At 31.2% G+C, this 16729-nt stretch carries 12 protein-coding genes; all 12 read left to right on the forward strand.

Translation table 11 applies throughout. The features are described from left to right. The 12 genes from spoIIQ (at position 1) to ACZ76X_RS25855 (ending at position 16714) form a co-directional block, all read left to right on the forward strand. Positions 1–906 (forward strand): stage II sporulation protein SpoIIQ, encoded by a 906-nt coding sequence (gene spoIIQ / locus ACZ76X_RS25800; protein ID WP_479852109.1) that lies wholly within the window; start codon positions 1–3, stop codon positions 904–906. A gap of 139 nt (positions 907–1045) precedes the next feature. Continuing rightward, positions 1046–1180 (forward strand): hypothetical protein, encoded by a 135-nt coding sequence (locus ACZ76X_RS25805; protein ID WP_000008901.1) that lies wholly within the window; start codon positions 1046–1048, stop codon positions 1178–1180. A gap of 165 nt (positions 1181–1345) precedes the next feature. Then, positions 1346–2194 (forward strand): polysaccharide deacetylase family protein, encoded by an 849-nt coding sequence (locus tag ACZ76X_RS25810; protein WP_479852110.1) that lies wholly within the window; start codon positions 1346–1348, stop codon positions 2192–2194. 311 nt (positions 2195–2505) lie between these two features. Beyond that, positions 2506–2778, forward strand: a complete 273-nt coding sequence (gene spoIIID, locus ACZ76X_RS25815; RefSeq protein WP_000544012.1) for a sporulation transcriptional regulator SpoIIID — start codon at positions 2506–2508, stop codon at positions 2776–2778. Between the two features lie 161 nt (positions 2779–2939). Beyond that, positions 2940–3941, forward strand: a complete 1002-nt coding sequence (gene mreB, locus ACZ76X_RS25820) for a rod shape-determining protein (RefSeq protein WP_000457986.1) — start codon at positions 2940–2942, stop codon at positions 3939–3941. Between the two features lie 339 nt (positions 3942–4280). Further along, positions 4281–5540 (forward strand): glycosyltransferase family 4 protein, encoded by a 1260-nt coding sequence (locus tag ACZ76X_RS25825; protein WP_479852111.1) that lies wholly within the window; start codon positions 4281–4283, stop codon positions 5538–5540. After that, positions 5491–6789 carry a glycosyltransferase gene (locus ACZ76X_RS25830; RefSeq protein WP_479852112.1) on the forward strand — a complete coding sequence of 433 codons (1299 nt, stop codon included), beginning with the start codon at positions 5491–5493 and terminating at the stop codon, positions 6787–6789. The genes ACZ76X_RS25825 and ACZ76X_RS25830 overlap by 50 nt, the downstream gene beginning before the upstream one ends. Positions 6790–6854: 65 nt before the next feature. After that, complete coding sequence (locus tag ACZ76X_RS25835) at positions 6855–9599, forward strand: bifunctional glycosyltransferase/CDP-glycerol:glycerophosphate glycerophosphotransferase (RefSeq protein ID WP_479852113.1); 2745 nt, start codon at positions 6855–6857, stop codon at positions 9597–9599. Then, on the forward strand, positions 9596–11071 hold the full coding sequence (locus tag ACZ76X_RS25840) for a DUF6270 domain-containing protein (RefSeq protein ID WP_479852114.1): 1476 nt from the start codon (positions 9596–9598) through the stop codon (positions 11069–11071). Before ACZ76X_RS25835 ends, ACZ76X_RS25840 begins: the two co-directional genes overlap by 4 nt. A gap of 22 nt (positions 11072–11093) precedes the next feature. After that, positions 11094–14624, forward strand: a complete 3531-nt coding sequence (locus ACZ76X_RS25845) for a bifunctional glycosyltransferase/CDP-glycerol:glycerophosphate glycerophosphotransferase (RefSeq protein WP_479852115.1) — start codon at positions 11094–11096, stop codon at positions 14622–14624. A 3-nt stretch (positions 14625–14627) separates the two neighbouring features. Then, entirely contained in the window at positions 14628–15911 is a 1284-nt protein-coding gene (locus ACZ76X_RS25850) for a nucleotide sugar dehydrogenase (RefSeq protein WP_479852116.1), read from the forward strand. Further along, positions 15908–16714, forward strand: a complete 807-nt coding sequence (locus ACZ76X_RS25855) for an ABC transporter permease (RefSeq protein WP_479852117.1) — start codon at positions 15908–15910, stop codon at positions 16712–16714. Before ACZ76X_RS25850 ends, ACZ76X_RS25855 begins: the two co-directional genes overlap by 4 nt. The last annotated feature ends 15 nt before the right edge of the window (positions 16715–16729 follow it).

The raw sequence follows: 16729 nt of genomic DNA on the forward strand, positions 1-16729 counted from the left end.
ATGCGAGGAAGAAATAATAAAAAGTCGCAAAAGGTAGTACATTTATTTCAAAAAAGATGGGTGTTTCCGGCACTATACATTGCTTGTGCAGCGGTAATCTTAATGGTTGCGTTATGGTTCCAAGGAGCTAATCCGAAGAAGACTCCGAACCAAGATCAAGCAACACCGTATACACAATCGGAAGATCCAGCAGTACCAGTAACGAAATCTTCAGAAGTAGTGAAAATGCCAGCTGCCGCGAGTGTGGAAGTAGTCGTACAGAAGAAATTCTATGAAGATGCAGCAACTGAGGCGGAACAAGAAAAAGCACTTGTCTTTTATAACAACACATATTCCCCGAACAAAGGAATTGACATTGCTGCGAAGAATGGAAAAGAATTCAATGTTACAGCTGCTTTAAGTGGTACAGTAACGAAAGCTGAAAAAGATTCACTTCTTGGTTATGTTGTAACAGTTGATAGCGGAAATGGTGTAGCAGCTTCTTATCAAAGCTTAGGCAGTGTAAAAGTAGAAAAAGGTGCACGAGTTGTACAAGGTGAAGTATTAGGAAAATCCGGTCTAAGTGCAATGAATAAAGAAGCAGGTTCTCACGTTCACTTTGAAGTACGTAAAGACAATGTGGCTGTGAACCCTGAGCGCTACTTAAATAAGTCAGTAGCAGAAGTTAAAGCTGATGCAGGTGCTGCAAAGGCAACGAACGCTTCTGGTAAAAAAGCTGAAGACAAATCTCAAAAAGAAGAAAAGTCAACGAGCACGAAACCAGAAAATAAAACAGAAGACAAGTCTCAAAAAGAAGAGAAATCAACAAGCGGTTCGACTAGTGACAAAAAAGAAGAACCGAAGAAAGAAGAAAAATCAACAAATGGTTCTACAGAATCATCTAACAGTTCTTCTTCACAAGAATAAGAAAGTGAAAAAATCAGTTCTCACTAGAGAGCTGATTTTTTTATTTTCATATAAAAATACTCAATTTCGAGAAAAAATTGCAATAACAAGGAAAAATGACGAGATTCTCGAATATATATTACAAAAGGGAGGGGATACTGTGTCATTTTTGTTTGTTCTGTCGACTGCTATTATTTTATTGTTTGTTTTATTTACTTTATATTATTACATTGCTGGTAAAAAAGAGGTTCCCCACCATCAGTTATTAGAAGAAGAGTTTGAACGGGAAGAATGACACTCTAAGAAAGAGTGTCTTTTTCTTTTTGTACAACTATTGGAATTTTTAAGGTTAGACCGTATAATACTAATTGTGATTTTTTACATAAGAAAACGATATTTGAATGCAGTAGGACTCTAAAATACTGTGTTTTTTTGTTGTGGTTGAGGGGGAAGTTTTAAATTGAAAGCTAGAGGAAGCAAAAGTTCGAAAAAATTATTTATTGTAATAGCGGTTGTAGTGGCATTAATCGCGGGGATTGGATTTTTCATTTATAATAAAATGAATGCTGAAAGTAACCAGAAGAAGGTACCTGTTTTACAGTATTACTATTTAGCTAAAGATAAAGATAAGAAGAGTAATCCAGAATTTAAGGATAAGAAAAATATTTTATCTGTAAGTGAATTTGAAAAACAAATTAAATATTTAGCAGACAATAAGTATCATGCGTTAACGCTAAAGGAATTTGAGGGCTTTATAAAAGATAAGAAGTCACTTCCTGAAAAAAGTGTACTAATTACATTTGATAATTCTTCAAAATCAAATTATGTTTATGCATACCCAATTCTAAAAAAATATAAAATGCATGCCGTTTCATTTGCGGTATCATCTAAACTGACTGAAAAAGTTCAAAAGTTTGATTCTAAGAATATTCAAACGTTGAGTAAAATTGAGTTAGAAAAAATGAAAGATGTATTTGAATTTGGGAGTCATACACACGATCTTAATAAAGTAATAGATAATAAACCAGCATTAATTAAAGCAGCCAAAGATGATGTTAAGAAAGATATTTTGCAAAGTAATAAATTGTTGCAAACAAACTATTTCTCTTATCCATTTGGAAAATATAATAATGCTTCGGTAGAAGCATTAAATGAATTGGGAGTAGTATTAGCTTTTACTAGTTCGGCAGGGTATGCTACAGAGAACAGTAAACCGCTAGAGATTAAACGTTGGTTTATTTCAGCGGATACTAAAATGGATATTTTTGAGAAAATAGTTTCAGGTAAATATGAGATTTCAAGTAAGTAAAGTTCAAGCCTATTAGAATTGTATTCAAATTCTAATAGGCTTTTTTGTTTTAACCTGTATTTTTTCTGAAGTTAAAATATTTTTGTACTTAGTCCGTAAAAATAGTGAACATGTAGCATATATCAGTAGTGCGGGCAATACAATGGTATAAACCAAAGCAAAGAGAGTGTTTGAGGTGAGAAATCGTGAATCATTTCATTATAAATCCAAGAATGTTTAACGCTTACAAACAGCACTCACACTTACTTCTTAGTCGTATGCAGCGAGGCTCATTTCACCCTTCTCACATCCAAATTAGGGAGGCGAGTGGTGTGCACGATTACATCAAAGAGAGAACTATCAAGATTGGTAAGTATATCGTGGAGACAAGAAAGACAGTGCGTGTCATTGCAAAGGAATTTGGGGTATCAAAGAGTACAGTCCATAAAGATTTAACGGAACGTCTACCAGAGATTAATCCAGAGCTCGCAAATGAAGTGAAAGAAATTCTTGATTATCATAAGTCTATTCGTCATTTAAGAGGCGGAGAAGCAACAAAGCAAAAGTATAGAAAAGAAGATGTAGAAAAGCCGGTACGTCAATAAATATGCGATCGTAAACATCCCGTTTCAATTCGGTAATATTTTTCAGAAGAATTCTTTTTGTGAATATTACGTTTCTGTTAAATTTATGATAAAATCAGAAATTAGGTGTAAAAGAATTCGGGTGTAACCTGATTTTGAATATCGAGGAGGAAAAAACGGGAATGTTTGCGCGAGATATCGGAATTGACCTAGGTACGGCTAACGTATTAATCCATGTTAAAGGTAAAGGTATTGTATTAAATGAGCCATCTGTTGTTGCTATTGATCGCAACACAGGGAAAGTATTAGCAGTAGGTGAAGAAGCAAGAAGTATGGTGGGGCGTACGCCTGGTAATATTGTAGCAATTCGTCCACTTAAAGATGGTGTAATCGCAGATTTCGAAATTACAGAAGCAATGTTAAAGTATTTCATTAACAAATTGGACGTAAAGAGCTTCTTTTCAAAACCTCGCATTTTAATTTGTTGTCCAACAAATATCACATCAGTAGAACAAAAAGCAATTCGTGAGGCTGCTGAACGTTCAGGCGGTAAAACAGTATTCTTAGAAGAAGAACCAAAAGTAGCCGCAGTTGGTGCTGGTATGGAAATCTTCCAACCAAGCGGTAACATGGTTGTTGATATTGGTGGAGGTACAACAGATATCGCTGTACTATCTATGGGTGATATTGTTACCTCTTCCTCTATCAAAATGGCTGGCGATAAGTTTGATATGGAGATCTTAAACTACATTAAACGTAAGTATAAGCTATTAATCGGAGAACGTACTTCAGAAGATATTAAAATTAAAGTTGGTACAGTATTCCCAGGTGCACGTAGCGAAGAGCTTGAAATTCGCGGACGTGACATGGTAACAGGTTTACCACGCACAATTACAGTATGCTCTGAAGAAATTACAGAAGCATTAAAAGAAAATGCAGCAGTTATTGTACAAGCTGCAAAAGGCGTACTAGAACGTACACCACCAGAATTATCAGCGGACATCATCGACCGCGGTGTAATTCTAACAGGCGGTGGAGCTTTACTACACGGTATCGACATGCTTCTAGCAGAAGAACTAAAAGTACCAGTATTAATTGCTGAAAATCCAATGCACTGCGTTGCGGTTGGTACAGGCATTATGTTAGAGAATATCGATAAATTACCACGTCGCGCTTTACGATAAATATTGAATTAATATTATTTGGAATACTGTAAACCTTGAACAGTTGGATTTATTATCTATTGCTCAAGGTTTATTTGTATTGGGGCACTTAATAGTAAATATCAAGAATGCAACGTATTTTGTTTATATTTATATATTGTGTTGTATTTATATAGGATGTAAAAAGGTAAATTATTAATTAGAAAGGTTCAATTTTGTCAGATTTAGTGATATCCTTGTATTTGTAAATTTAAAGCGAACTTTGTAAATTTAAAGCGAACTTTGTTAAAAAATAGTAAGTAATTAGGTGAAATAGAATGGGGTATTATTTGATATGGGAGGAAGAAGGGACATAGATAAATGAAGAAGGTGTTAGTAATAGCACAAAATTTTTATCCGGAAATTGGAAGTGCGGCAAATAGAATAAAGAATATTTATTTAGAATTAAGTGAAAGAGGATACGATGTTACAATCTTGACTACTGATCCAAGATATCCAAATGAGAATTTATATAAGAAGAAGGAATTTTGGGATGAAGAATCGATAAATAGTGAAGATGTTATAAGAGTAAAACCAAGAGTGAAAAAATACACAAATAATATGCTAAGAAGATTATTTTTGTATTTAGAAATCACAATGCTTTTTATTATGGCTATATTCCGTATGGATAAAAAATATGATTATGTATTCGTTTCAACTCCACCTATTTTTATTGGTATAGCAGGCTTTTTTGCTAAAAAAAAGTTGAAAGCTGAATTATTATTAGATGTACGAGATTTATGGCCGGAATCATTGTTAGGAGTTGGAGTTTTTGCAAATCGGTTTGTATTATCGATAGCATATGCTTTAGAAAAGATGTTATATCGTGTAGCTGATCAAATTATTGTAAATAGTGCAGGGTTTATTCCATACCTGGAGTTAAAAGGGGTTAGACGTGAAAAAGTATCATTTATGCCAAACTCTTTAACAGAAGAAGAATTACATATGATAGAAACTAAACAAGCTATAACTGATTCGAGTACTAAAACAGTTGAAGTAATTTATACAGGAAATATCGGGTTAGCTCAAGATGTATTAAAGTTGATCGAGGTGGCTGAATATTTACGAGAAAAGGAAAATATTAAATTTAAAATAATTGGTTATGGGTTTAAAAGTTATCAGGTGGCTGAGGTTATTAAAGAAAAAAAACTTTCTAATATAGAAATTATTAAAGCGAAAAGTCGTAATAAAACCCTAAAAGAAGTTGCAAAGGCACATATTGCATATGTTAGTTTAGTAGATGAAAAAGTATTTCAAACCGTTTTGCCAGGAAAGGTTATTGATTATATGTGTATGAAAAAGCCTATTATTGGAGATGTGTCTGGATATGCCGAGAAAGTTATTAATGAAGCTCAATGTGGTTTGATTTCAAATGATCGAACAGTTAAAGAATTAGGAGAACACATTATCAAACTAGCTGAAAATGAGATATTGCGTAGAAAAATGGGAAACAATGGGCATGAATTTGCTTTCCAATATTTGAGGTGGAAAAATAATATTAAAGTATTAACAAGTTTAATGGAGGAAAATGATGCCACAGAAGAAAGTATGTATGTTCGTATGGAACCACTTCACAAATGACGCTCGTGTATTAAGAGAATGCACGGCTTTAGCTGAAGAGGATTATGAAGTAGACTTGATTTGTATTCATGATTGGAAACAAAATGATTTACCTAAATGGGAGATGCGAAAAGAAGGATTTACAGTAACACGTGTAAATAATCGACTATCTCTTTTACAAAAAGGCTTGGGTGCAGCAAAACGAGTAAAGCAATTAATAACGAAAAATATAGTTACAATGTTTTTATTTGGAGTAATTGCAGCAATTTGTTTGTGGAAATTCCCAATGATAACATGTTTGATATTGTTATTTGGTGCATTATTTTCTATGAGAAAGCTACGGACATTAATTGTACGCTCTTATATATTGATTCAAATGGTTAAGGTTGGTCTGAAAAAAGAATATGATTTCTATCATTCCAATGATTTAAATACACTACCACAAGGATGGCTTTGTGCGAAAGTATTTAGAAAGAAGAAATTAATCTATGATTCACATGAGGTACAGACTAGCCGCACTGGATACAATAGTAAAATTTATGGGATTATGGAGAAATTCTTCCTGAAATATACAGATGTGATGATTATGGAAAATCATACTCGTGCAAAATATGCGGAAGATTTATATGGCTTCTACCCTAAGGTCATTCATAATTATCCTTTTGTAACACAACCAGAGGACAGTAATTCGATTAATTTGCATGAAGTGTTAGAGATTTCACAGGAAGAGCCTATCTTATTATATCAAGGCGGAATTCAAGTGGGTAGAGGTCTAGAAAAGCTAGTACAAGCAGTTCCAATGTTTAAAAAGGGCACACTTGTATTTATTGGTGATGGACGTATTAAACCTGAGTTACAGAAGATGGTATTGGATTTAGGTTTAGAAAATAAAGTAAAATTCATTCCGAAAGTACCTGTGAATGAATTATTACACTATACGAAGAACGCTTATTTAGGTTTTCAAGTTTTAAATAACGTTTGTTTTAACCATTATTCAGCTTCATCTAATAAACTATTTGAATATATGATGAGCGGGGTTCCAGTTGTTGCTTGTAGTTTTCCAGAGATACAACGTGTGGTGGAAAATGAATATGTTGGGATTTGTATAGATTCTCATAATCCGGCTTCCATTGCTGAAGGAGTAAACTACATACTAGAACATCCAGAAGAGAGAGAGAAAATGAGAGAAAATAGCTTCATTGCCCGTAATAATTATAATTGGGAAAATGAAAAAGAACTCTTTATAAAAATATATAAGGATTTGGAATAATATAGGGAAAAATATTTTTGATTTCTACGTTACCATATGAACTAAAAGATGGGAATGAGGGTTTCTTGAAGAAAGTAAAGCTAAGTGTAGTAATTACAAATTATAACAAAGAGCAATATTTAGCTCAGTGTTTACAATCTGTTGTTGAACAGACATTAAAGGGGATTGAAATTATTGTTGTTGATGATGGCTCAACCGATAATAGTATGAAAGTATTGGAGCAGTATGAAAAGCAACATAATAATTTGAAAGTTTATAGACAACAGAATGCTGGTGTGAGTGCCGCTCGTAATGCTGGATTACAAAAAGCAAACGGGGAATACGTTACATTTTTAGATGCAGATGATTATGTGCATTTAGCTGGATACGAGAAAATGTATGAGGTTGCGAGCGAAAATAATGCAGATATGGTTATTGCCAATATTATTTGTTTTAATGAATATAAAAATTGGCCACTTTCATATATGAAAAAATTATTTAATAAGGAATTCCCATTGATTAGAAATATTGCGGAGAACTTAGAATTACATCTCACTCCATCCACGAGCAATAAGATATTTAAAAGAGAAATGTGTGTCCTTAATAATATTCATTTTGATGAAGATCTTTGGGTAGGGGAAGACTTGCTATTTACCCAACAATGTTTGTTGGTTGCAGAAAGGGTAATCGTACGCGAGATACCCTTGCTTTATTATAGGATAGTAGATAACGATAATAATAACCTATCTAAAAATGCAACGATTATGTTTTTTAATCAGTTAGTTATATTACAAATGAAATTAACAGCCATGTATATAGAGAGAAAAAGGCTTGCATTAATCCATACTATAGAGGCAAGACAGTGGAAATTCTTTGTGGATTCTATTGTTTTAAAGGGAAAAGATTTTTCAAATGAAAAGCTTTTAGAAGTCATTCAACTAGGAAATGAGTTTCTATCAAGCTTAATTAGCTTTAAGCATGTAGAAGATTTTAATGTGCGGGACAAATTAATAACTGAAATGATAAAAGAAAATGATTATAAAGGTTTAGAGAAATTATTAAATATCTTTCAGAATGAATTAATTTCAAAAGAACATGTACATGAGAATGGAAAATATTACTATTTTTATTATCAATTTTTCCCTCGATATAAAGAATTATTACAAGTTAATAATTTAACTGTAGTTCATAAAATAGAAGGAATAAAACTTCGTAAAGAGATTCTTACAATTAGTGGATATGCATTCGTTGAAAATGTATCAACTAAGAAAATAAAAAAAGAATTAGTATTTTATAAAGATGGAACCACTAAAACAATTCAACTAAAAAACTCCTTACGTACGGATATATCATACTTATTTTCTAACAATACCATTGACTATAATGATGCGGGATTTGAAACAATAGAAGTCAATGTAAGAGATTTGTTAGAAGAGGGAGAATGGAAAATATCAATACGCCTCAGCATAGGGAAAACTGTTATTGAAGAACCGTTAAGAGTTCTGTTAGCACAGTTACGCAATAATACAAAGTATCAAAATGAAAATTCATTGGATATTAAGGTACTATATAAAAATAGTGAAGCTACAATTCAAATTTGTAAGTCTAACTATGTGAAGAGAATGATGAATACATATAGTGAAGTTAAGCGAGCAATTCGTTATGATTTAGGGTTATTTAAAAGAAAAAATTATAAAGCATTACTTGCAATTATATTCTATAAATTATTTGGATCATATTTTCGTAGAAAGAATATATGGTTAATTGGTGAAAGAGAAGATACAGCACAAGATAATTCCTATCACTTATTTACGTATATTCGAAAGAAACACCCGGATGTTCCAGTTTTTTATATTATTAATAAGAAAAGTAATGATTATAAAAATATTGAAGGATTAGGTAATGTAATTCAATACGGAAGTTTTAAACATACATTCTATTTGTTGATTTGTAATAAAACAATTAACAGTTATTCAGAAACAGCCAATATGTATACAGATGACTATAAACACATTTTAAAGTACTATCCCGAATGGCAGCAAAATAAGAAGATTTTTATTCAACATGGGGTTATAGGTGTAAGTCGCGTAAATCATGTGTTAAATAAAAATCGAATGGGCTATTCTCTATTTGTTGTGTCCTCACAGTTTGAAAAGGAGCATATCGTCAAAGAATTTGGATATGAGGAAGATGAGGTAATCGTAACAGGGCTTGCACGTTGGGATGCCTTAAAGGATGAAAGTAAAGGGAATGAAATTTTACTTATGCCAACTTGGAGAAGTTGGATTAAAACGAAAGACCAATTAATGGAATCTAAGTACTGGCAGACATATATGTCATTTTTAAAAAGCAAAGAGCTTCATCGGATGTTAGAAGAGAAAGACATGACATTGACTTTCTTTCCTCATTACCAGACTCAAAAATTAGGCGCAGAAACGCCTGTATTTCATGAACGAATCAAGGTCCTAAAACAGGGTGAAGAAACAGTACAAAGTCTATTAAAGCGACATCGTTTACTAATTACAGATTATTCTACAGTTTCATTTGATTTTGCTTATATGAATAAGCCTGTTATTTTTTTTCAATTTGATTATGATGAATTTTATTCTAGACATTATAACGAAGGACCAATTAACCATAAAGAAGATTTATTTGGTCCTGTGGTAACGGATTTAGATGCAATTCTTCAAAGTATATTGTATTGCTTTAAAGGAAGCAGATTGTTTTACAATTTTCAAAGTAAAGAGAACAAATTTTTAGTGAGGGATAAAACCTTGCATTGCGAGGCAATATTAAAAAAAATATCTAGATTAGAGGAAAAAAAAATATGAAAGTCATCACTATTGGAACAGGAAGCAGGTTGTTGTTCGATCTATATAAAAAACCAGGTATATCTTTAATTGATAGCATATGTAAAACAAATATAATGAGTTTAATGTCTAAACCCATTAAAGGATTAGAGCGACAAGATACAATAAATTTAAATCATTATACCTTAGAACAATTAAAAAAGGATTATTTAAAACGTTTATCTGAGAAGGCGAAAGAGAGTGAATATATTATTATAGACTTTTTGGATGAAACGTATAGTTCAGTAAAAAAAGATAGTAGTTTTATTACTCTAAATTATGATGTTCAAGGTAGTTTATTAATGAATCTTTTAAAGGATAATGAAGTTTATCAAAACGAACTTAATGAAGCGTGGTATAGCGCATGCTTATTACTAATAGATAGATTAAAAAAGTTAATTTCTAATGAAAAGGTTATTCTTCATGAACTGTATTTGGCGGAAAAATATATAAAGGATGGGGAATTATTAGAGTTTTCTAATTCGGAAGAGATTAAAAAAATTAACGGGGTTTTAAAGGGGAAGTATGAATTTTTTAAAAAGAATTTTGAAGGGATTAATATTATAAAAATAGATCAGAACTATGCGGATGCTAATCATAAGTATTTATTAAGACCACATTTATTAAGTGCCAGTTATTATGAATGTCTGTATGAGGCTTTATGGAATGAATTTGCTATAAAAAAACCGGAATATAGAAATGAAAGTTTAAAAAATAAAATATTGATATTTGGTAGCTGTGATTCCAGGGATATTTTTAGAGTATATGAAGAGCATAATGGTCACCTGAAATATGAAATAATAGATTACTATGCTCGGAGTAGTTTGGCTAGTGTAACAGCAAAACCAATATCATATAACGAGGACCAAATATCTTTGGTTAGTGCTTTTAGAAGAAAAGCATTACATAGGGACCTAGACAAAACTTTTATAAAAAATTTAAAAGATATTGCTAAGAAGACAGATTATTTGGTAATAGACTTTATGGAAGAACGTTTTGATATTTTAAGGTATCAAAATACATATTTTACAAGAAGTTGGGAATATAGAGAATCGAATTTACAAAAGGAACTTAATGTGACTATATTAGATAGATTTGAAGCGGAGGTAACAAAGATTTGGGAAGAAAATTGTTTCAATTTTATTGAGGAATTAAAAAAATACTTCCGTCCAGAGCAAATTATTTTAAATGAAGTACAAATGGTAAATTCCTATTTAAAAGATAATCAGATGTATTTATTTGAAAATCAGGATTATATTGGTAAATTCAATAAGCTATTAGCCCATTATTATCAATATTTCAAAGAAAATTTTGAGGGGATAAATGTAATTAAGCCGAGGGAAGAGAACTATTTCTACTGCGACTCAAAACATTTATGGGGATGCTTCCCATATCACTTTAATGATAAATATTACTTAGAGTTAGAAAGACAAATAGGGAAAATTACAGATTAGAAACGGTTGGAAGGTGAGCAGAATGAATATTATTTCTCTTGGTTATGAAACAGGAACAATATTAAGTATGGTATCAAATGAAAAGTTATATGTTGATATTGATTATACACTAGGTTCTATTATAGATATAATGTCTCCATCGTTAAACATTGATTCTAAAAAAATACAACCAGCAGTATATAACAAACAGGTTATTCTAGCCAATGAACTTAATAAGAAGATTATAGAGGATATAGAACAGTTAGGCAGAAAAAACGATTATATTGTTATTGACTTATTAGATGAGCGATATAACTTACTGAAATATAAAGATACCATGATTGTGGATAGTTGGTTATTAAGGGACAGCAATTTATATTCGAAAATACAACCGGCTTCTAGTGTGATTTCAAATGTTGAGTTTAGTATTTGGCAAAAATATTGTGATAAATTTGTAAAGCTTTTAAATAGTCATTTTACTAATAAGGTAATTATTCATGAAATGTATCTATCAGAACGATATTTAAAGGATGGAGAATTTAAGGAATTTAAAAATATCAATGAAATTAGAGCGTGGAATGAGAAACTAAAGGGGTATTACAAATATTTAAAAGAAAATATTCATAATGCTAAAGTAATTAGTATTAAAGAAGAAAATTATTCTGACATGTCTTTAATCAAGGTTTTAAATCCTGCAAAAAAAAATGAGAAGTATATTCAAAGGCTTGTAAAAGAAATTCAATGTTTATACCAAGAAAGAGAGTATAAATATAATGCTGCGGTTGTTATCGCTAGTTATAATGTTGAAAATTATATTGGACAAGCTATTCAATCCGTACTAAAACAGACACTTGAAAATGTACAGGTTGTGGTAGTTGATGATGGATCAACAGACAACACACAAAATATCATTAGAGATTTGGCAAATAAATATAAAAATATCAAGTGGTATTTTTTAGAGAATACGGGGAGTCCATCAGAACCAAGAAATATAGGTATTAGTTTAGCTGAGGCAAAATATATTACATTTTTAGATGGAGATGATTATTTAGCAAAGGATGCTTGTGAGAAAATGTACTCATATGCTGAAGAACAAAAAGCAGATTTAGTGGTGGGTAAAATGATGTCCTTTGTAGGTGATTCATTCTTTGAATCTTCCAAAGTGAATCCAAGATTTGCCGAGAGGTATAAATATGAAAATAGTATTGAAGGGTATAAAGAAACACATATTAAGCATAATCCAATTTTATATTTATTCCCAAGTTCATGTGCTAAATTTTATAGAGCAGAGTTAATCCAAAGAACTAAATTTAATAAACACATTAGGTATGGAGAAGATTTCCTATTTGCTATTGAAAGCTTTTTTGATTCTAGAAAAACTATTTTAATTGAGGATTTTGTATATTATTACCGTGGTAGGCGTGAAGCTGATAATGAATCTACTACACAACAGAAGACAATAAAAAACCTACTAGATCTACAAATAGCTTTAACAACTGTCGATTCGATTATCGATAAGAATCGTTTTTCTATTGCTAGGTTAGGGAGATTTCATGATGATATTCAATACTATAGAATGTTGGAAGCGAATCAACATATTGCTAATATTCTAGATTATCCTGAAAATGAACAAATTCAAGCACTAAAGATAGTAAAGAATACTTTATTTAGCAAGAACTTTGATCAAGAAAGAATAAAAATTTTTTCTATAATAAATTATGTTAAATTATCGCTTCTGATAAGTGAAAAGTATGGGGAGTTAATAACTTTATCACAATTACTTAATAAAGTTATGATGTATGACTATATAGATCAATTTCCTTTTAAGACCCTAAAACGTAACAATAATGTATATTTTTCCTTTATGTATAAAAAGAAAGAAATTTTAATTGATATTACACATCTCTTTAAGTCTACTAAGTTAGTGAATCGATTAATTGATATTAAATTTGTCGATAATGAATTGGTTTTAAAAGGATTAGCATATCTTAAAAATATTTCAATCACAAATAAAAAAGATATTAAACACACTATTCTAATGAAGCATAGAGAGAGTAAGAAGGAATATCGCTTTACACCAACTTATTCATATAACAATAAATTTTCTTCAGCACGTTTTAAATACGGTCATAGTGGTTATGAAGTTATAATTAAATTTGATGAAAGTATCGAACCAGGTGGATATGACTTCTTTATTGAGACTGAATTTCTAGGGGAATTAAAAAGCGTCGCACTTGGAGGAATGAATAATAATTTTATTTATAAGGCAAATAATCATTTTGTAGAAAATGAAAAGAATAGATTTGAAATTATTCCTATTGTGAAAACTAGGAGTAAGCTGGCTTTAAATTACAAGAAGTTTAATAGTAAGTGGGAGTACTTAAAAAGGAAATTGGCGTCTAATATAAGGAAAAAACAATATTCGATAAAGCAAATTAAAAATAATAATTATATTAGTAAGTCTAAGAAATTAAAATTGCTATTAGGAGTAATAACAGAGGATATTTCAAATTTATTGCTTCATAAAAAAGAAATTTGGTTAGTTGGAGAAAAACTGGGTAATTCTGCAAATGACACTGGATATTGGTTCTTTAAACATTGTAGAGAAAAATACCCTAATAAGGATGTATATTATTTAATTGATAAAAAATCTCCTGACTATGATAAAGTTAAAAAACTTGGGCATGTTATCCCATTCTATAGTCTAAAGCATATTATCTATTCAATGAATGCTAAGTATATATTTAGTAGTGATAATGTAAATATATTGTTACCATCAAATATTAAGCATTTAAGGAAAGCCAAACGTGTATTTATTCAACATGGTATTATTCTTCCTGGACGAGTGGAGAATGTATATCATTCTAATAAAGACTTAGCAGACTATATCTTGACAAGTAGTAATTTAGAGGAACAAATTATTAAGAATCATTTTGGTTACAATAATGAGGAAATTTTGAATTATGGGCTTCCTAGATTTGATACGTTAAAAAATAAAGAAAAAGAAAAACGTATTATGATGACATTTACTTGGCGTAAAAATATACAAAGTTTAGATCAATTAATGGAAAGTAAGTATTTCAAGACCATCCAATCTTTATTGAATAATAATAAATTTATAGAGGTCCTGGAAAGAAACAATATCATACTAGATGTATGTTTACATCCAAGAACATGCCAACTTTTAGAAAAAGACAACTCAGGTATAGTAGAGAAGTTAAAATCCTCACCAAATGTTGAAATCCATGACTTCAATAAGGTGAATGTAAGACAATTAATTGAGAGAAGTTCTATGATGCTTACAGATTATTCAAGTATTTCCTTTGACTTTGTATATTTAGAGAAACCAATCATTAATTACTTGTTTCAAAATAACACACCAATCTCTCAAGAAAATATTGAGAAATTATTACCAGGATATGTATCTTATTCAGAAGATGATGTAATTTATGCCGTGGAATCATATCTGGTTAAACAGAGAAAACTCAAGAGAATTAATAAGAAGAAATATATTAAATATGATGATGGACGTAACTGTGATAGACTTGTGAATTTTGTTAGTGGGAGTCGATAATTTGTGAAGATTTGTGTAATAGGATTAGGGTATATTGGGCTCCCTACTTCCGCCATGTTTGCGAAACATGGCGTTGAAGTAGTGGGGGTTGATATTAATTCAGATGTTGTAGATAAATTAAATCGAGGAGAAGTTCATATTGAAGAGCCAGAACTCGAGAAGGTTGTAAAAGAGGCGGTAAATACAGAGATGTTGCGCGCCTCCTCTACACCGGAAGTAGCAGATGTTTTTATTGTTGCTGTCCCAACGCCTAATCAAAAAGATGAACATAAATCATGTGATTTGACGGGAGTTTTAACGGCAGTAAAAAAAATTATTCCTTACATTAAAAAAGGGAATATATTAATTGTGGAGTCAACAATTGCCCCGCGTAGTATGGATGATTATGTAAAACCTTTGGTTGAAGAAGCTGGATTTGAAGTAGGCAAAGATATCTTTTTAGTACATTGTCCAGAGCGTGTGTTACCAGGGAAAATTATGCATGAAATTGTTTATAATAATAGAATTGTAGGCGGAGTAACCCCAGCTTGTGCTAGGAGAGCTGCTCAAGTATACGGTATATTTGTAAAAGGAGAAATAGTAGAGACAGATGCAAAAACAGCAGAGATGTCTAAGTTAATGGAAAATACATTCCGTGATGTTAATATTGCATTGTCAAATGAGTTGGCTAAGGTATGTAATAATTTAGAGATAAATGTATTAGATGTTATTGAAATGGCGAATAAGCATCCACGTGTAAATTTACATCGACCAGGCCCTGGAGTAGGAGGACATTGTTTAGCTATTGATCCATATTTTATTGTAGCAAAAGCACCAGAACTGACAAATATTATTCGAATGTCCCGAGATACAAATACTTCTATGCCTTCATATGTTATGGAGAATGTTAGGAAATTACTTAAAGGAATTGAAAAACCAAAAGTTGCCGTATTTGGTGTAACTTATAAGGGAAATACAGATGATATGAGGGAGAGTCCGGCGCTAGAAGTTATAAACTTGCTTCATGAACAAGGATACGAAGTTACAATTCATGACCCATACATTCAAACAAATTTCTTTAAAACACTACCAGCAGAAGAGGCCTTGGAGGCAGCGGATTTACTTCTTGTATTAGCTGATCATAGTGAGTTTAGTAGTATGGACTATAATAAATTAGCTTCCAAAATGAGACAACCACTTCTTTTTGATACTCGTAACTTTATAGTAGAAAATCCTGATAGTAATATGGAGATTATTAACTTTGGGAATATATATAAATTGTTAAAGGAAAATGAGGTTGTTGTATGAAAGCAATAAAAAGTGTTATTCGTGAACAATTAGATAGCATCTATTTGATGGGAAGGCTTTCTTTGTATGAACTCAAGCAACAATATGCAGCAAGTACGTTAGGAGTTATATGGGTATTTTTAAATCCATTAACACAAATTTTAGTTTATTGGTTAGTATTTGGTCTAGGCATAAGGGGCGGGGCACCTGTAGAAGGGGTTCCTTTCTTTGTTTGGATGATATGTGGTATTATTCCATGGTTCTTTATTAACAGTTCAATCATTCAGGGCTCTAATTCTATTTACGCTAAGCTTAATGCAGTATCTAAAATGAATTTTCCGCTGAGTGTTATTCCAACATATGTTATATTATCGCAATTATATACACACATGATTTTGCTAGGTGTGCTATTAATTATTATAGTATGTATTAAAGGATTAAGTTTTCTTAGTATAATTGGTTTGATATATTGCATATTTTGTACTTTTTGTTTCTTAATTGCGTTAGCTTTTATTACTTCTACAATCTCTACCATATCAAGAGATATACATTTGTTTATTCAATCAATTACAAGAATGTTATTTTATTTAACACCAGTATTGTGGAAACCAAGTGAACATATGAGTGGTGCTTTTGCGTTTTTAATGAAAGCAAACCCATTTTATTATGTGATAGAAGGTTATAGACTTTCATTATTACATGGTGATATTAGTTTTATATGGTCATTATATACATTATATTTCTGGGGAATCGCAATTATTTTGTTTGTGATTGGATCAATGTTTCATATAAGGTTCCGCAAGCAGTTTGTTGACTACTTATAAAAGGTGAATGATTCA

Source organism: Bacillus sp. BC05(2025) (genome assembly GCF_056725905.1).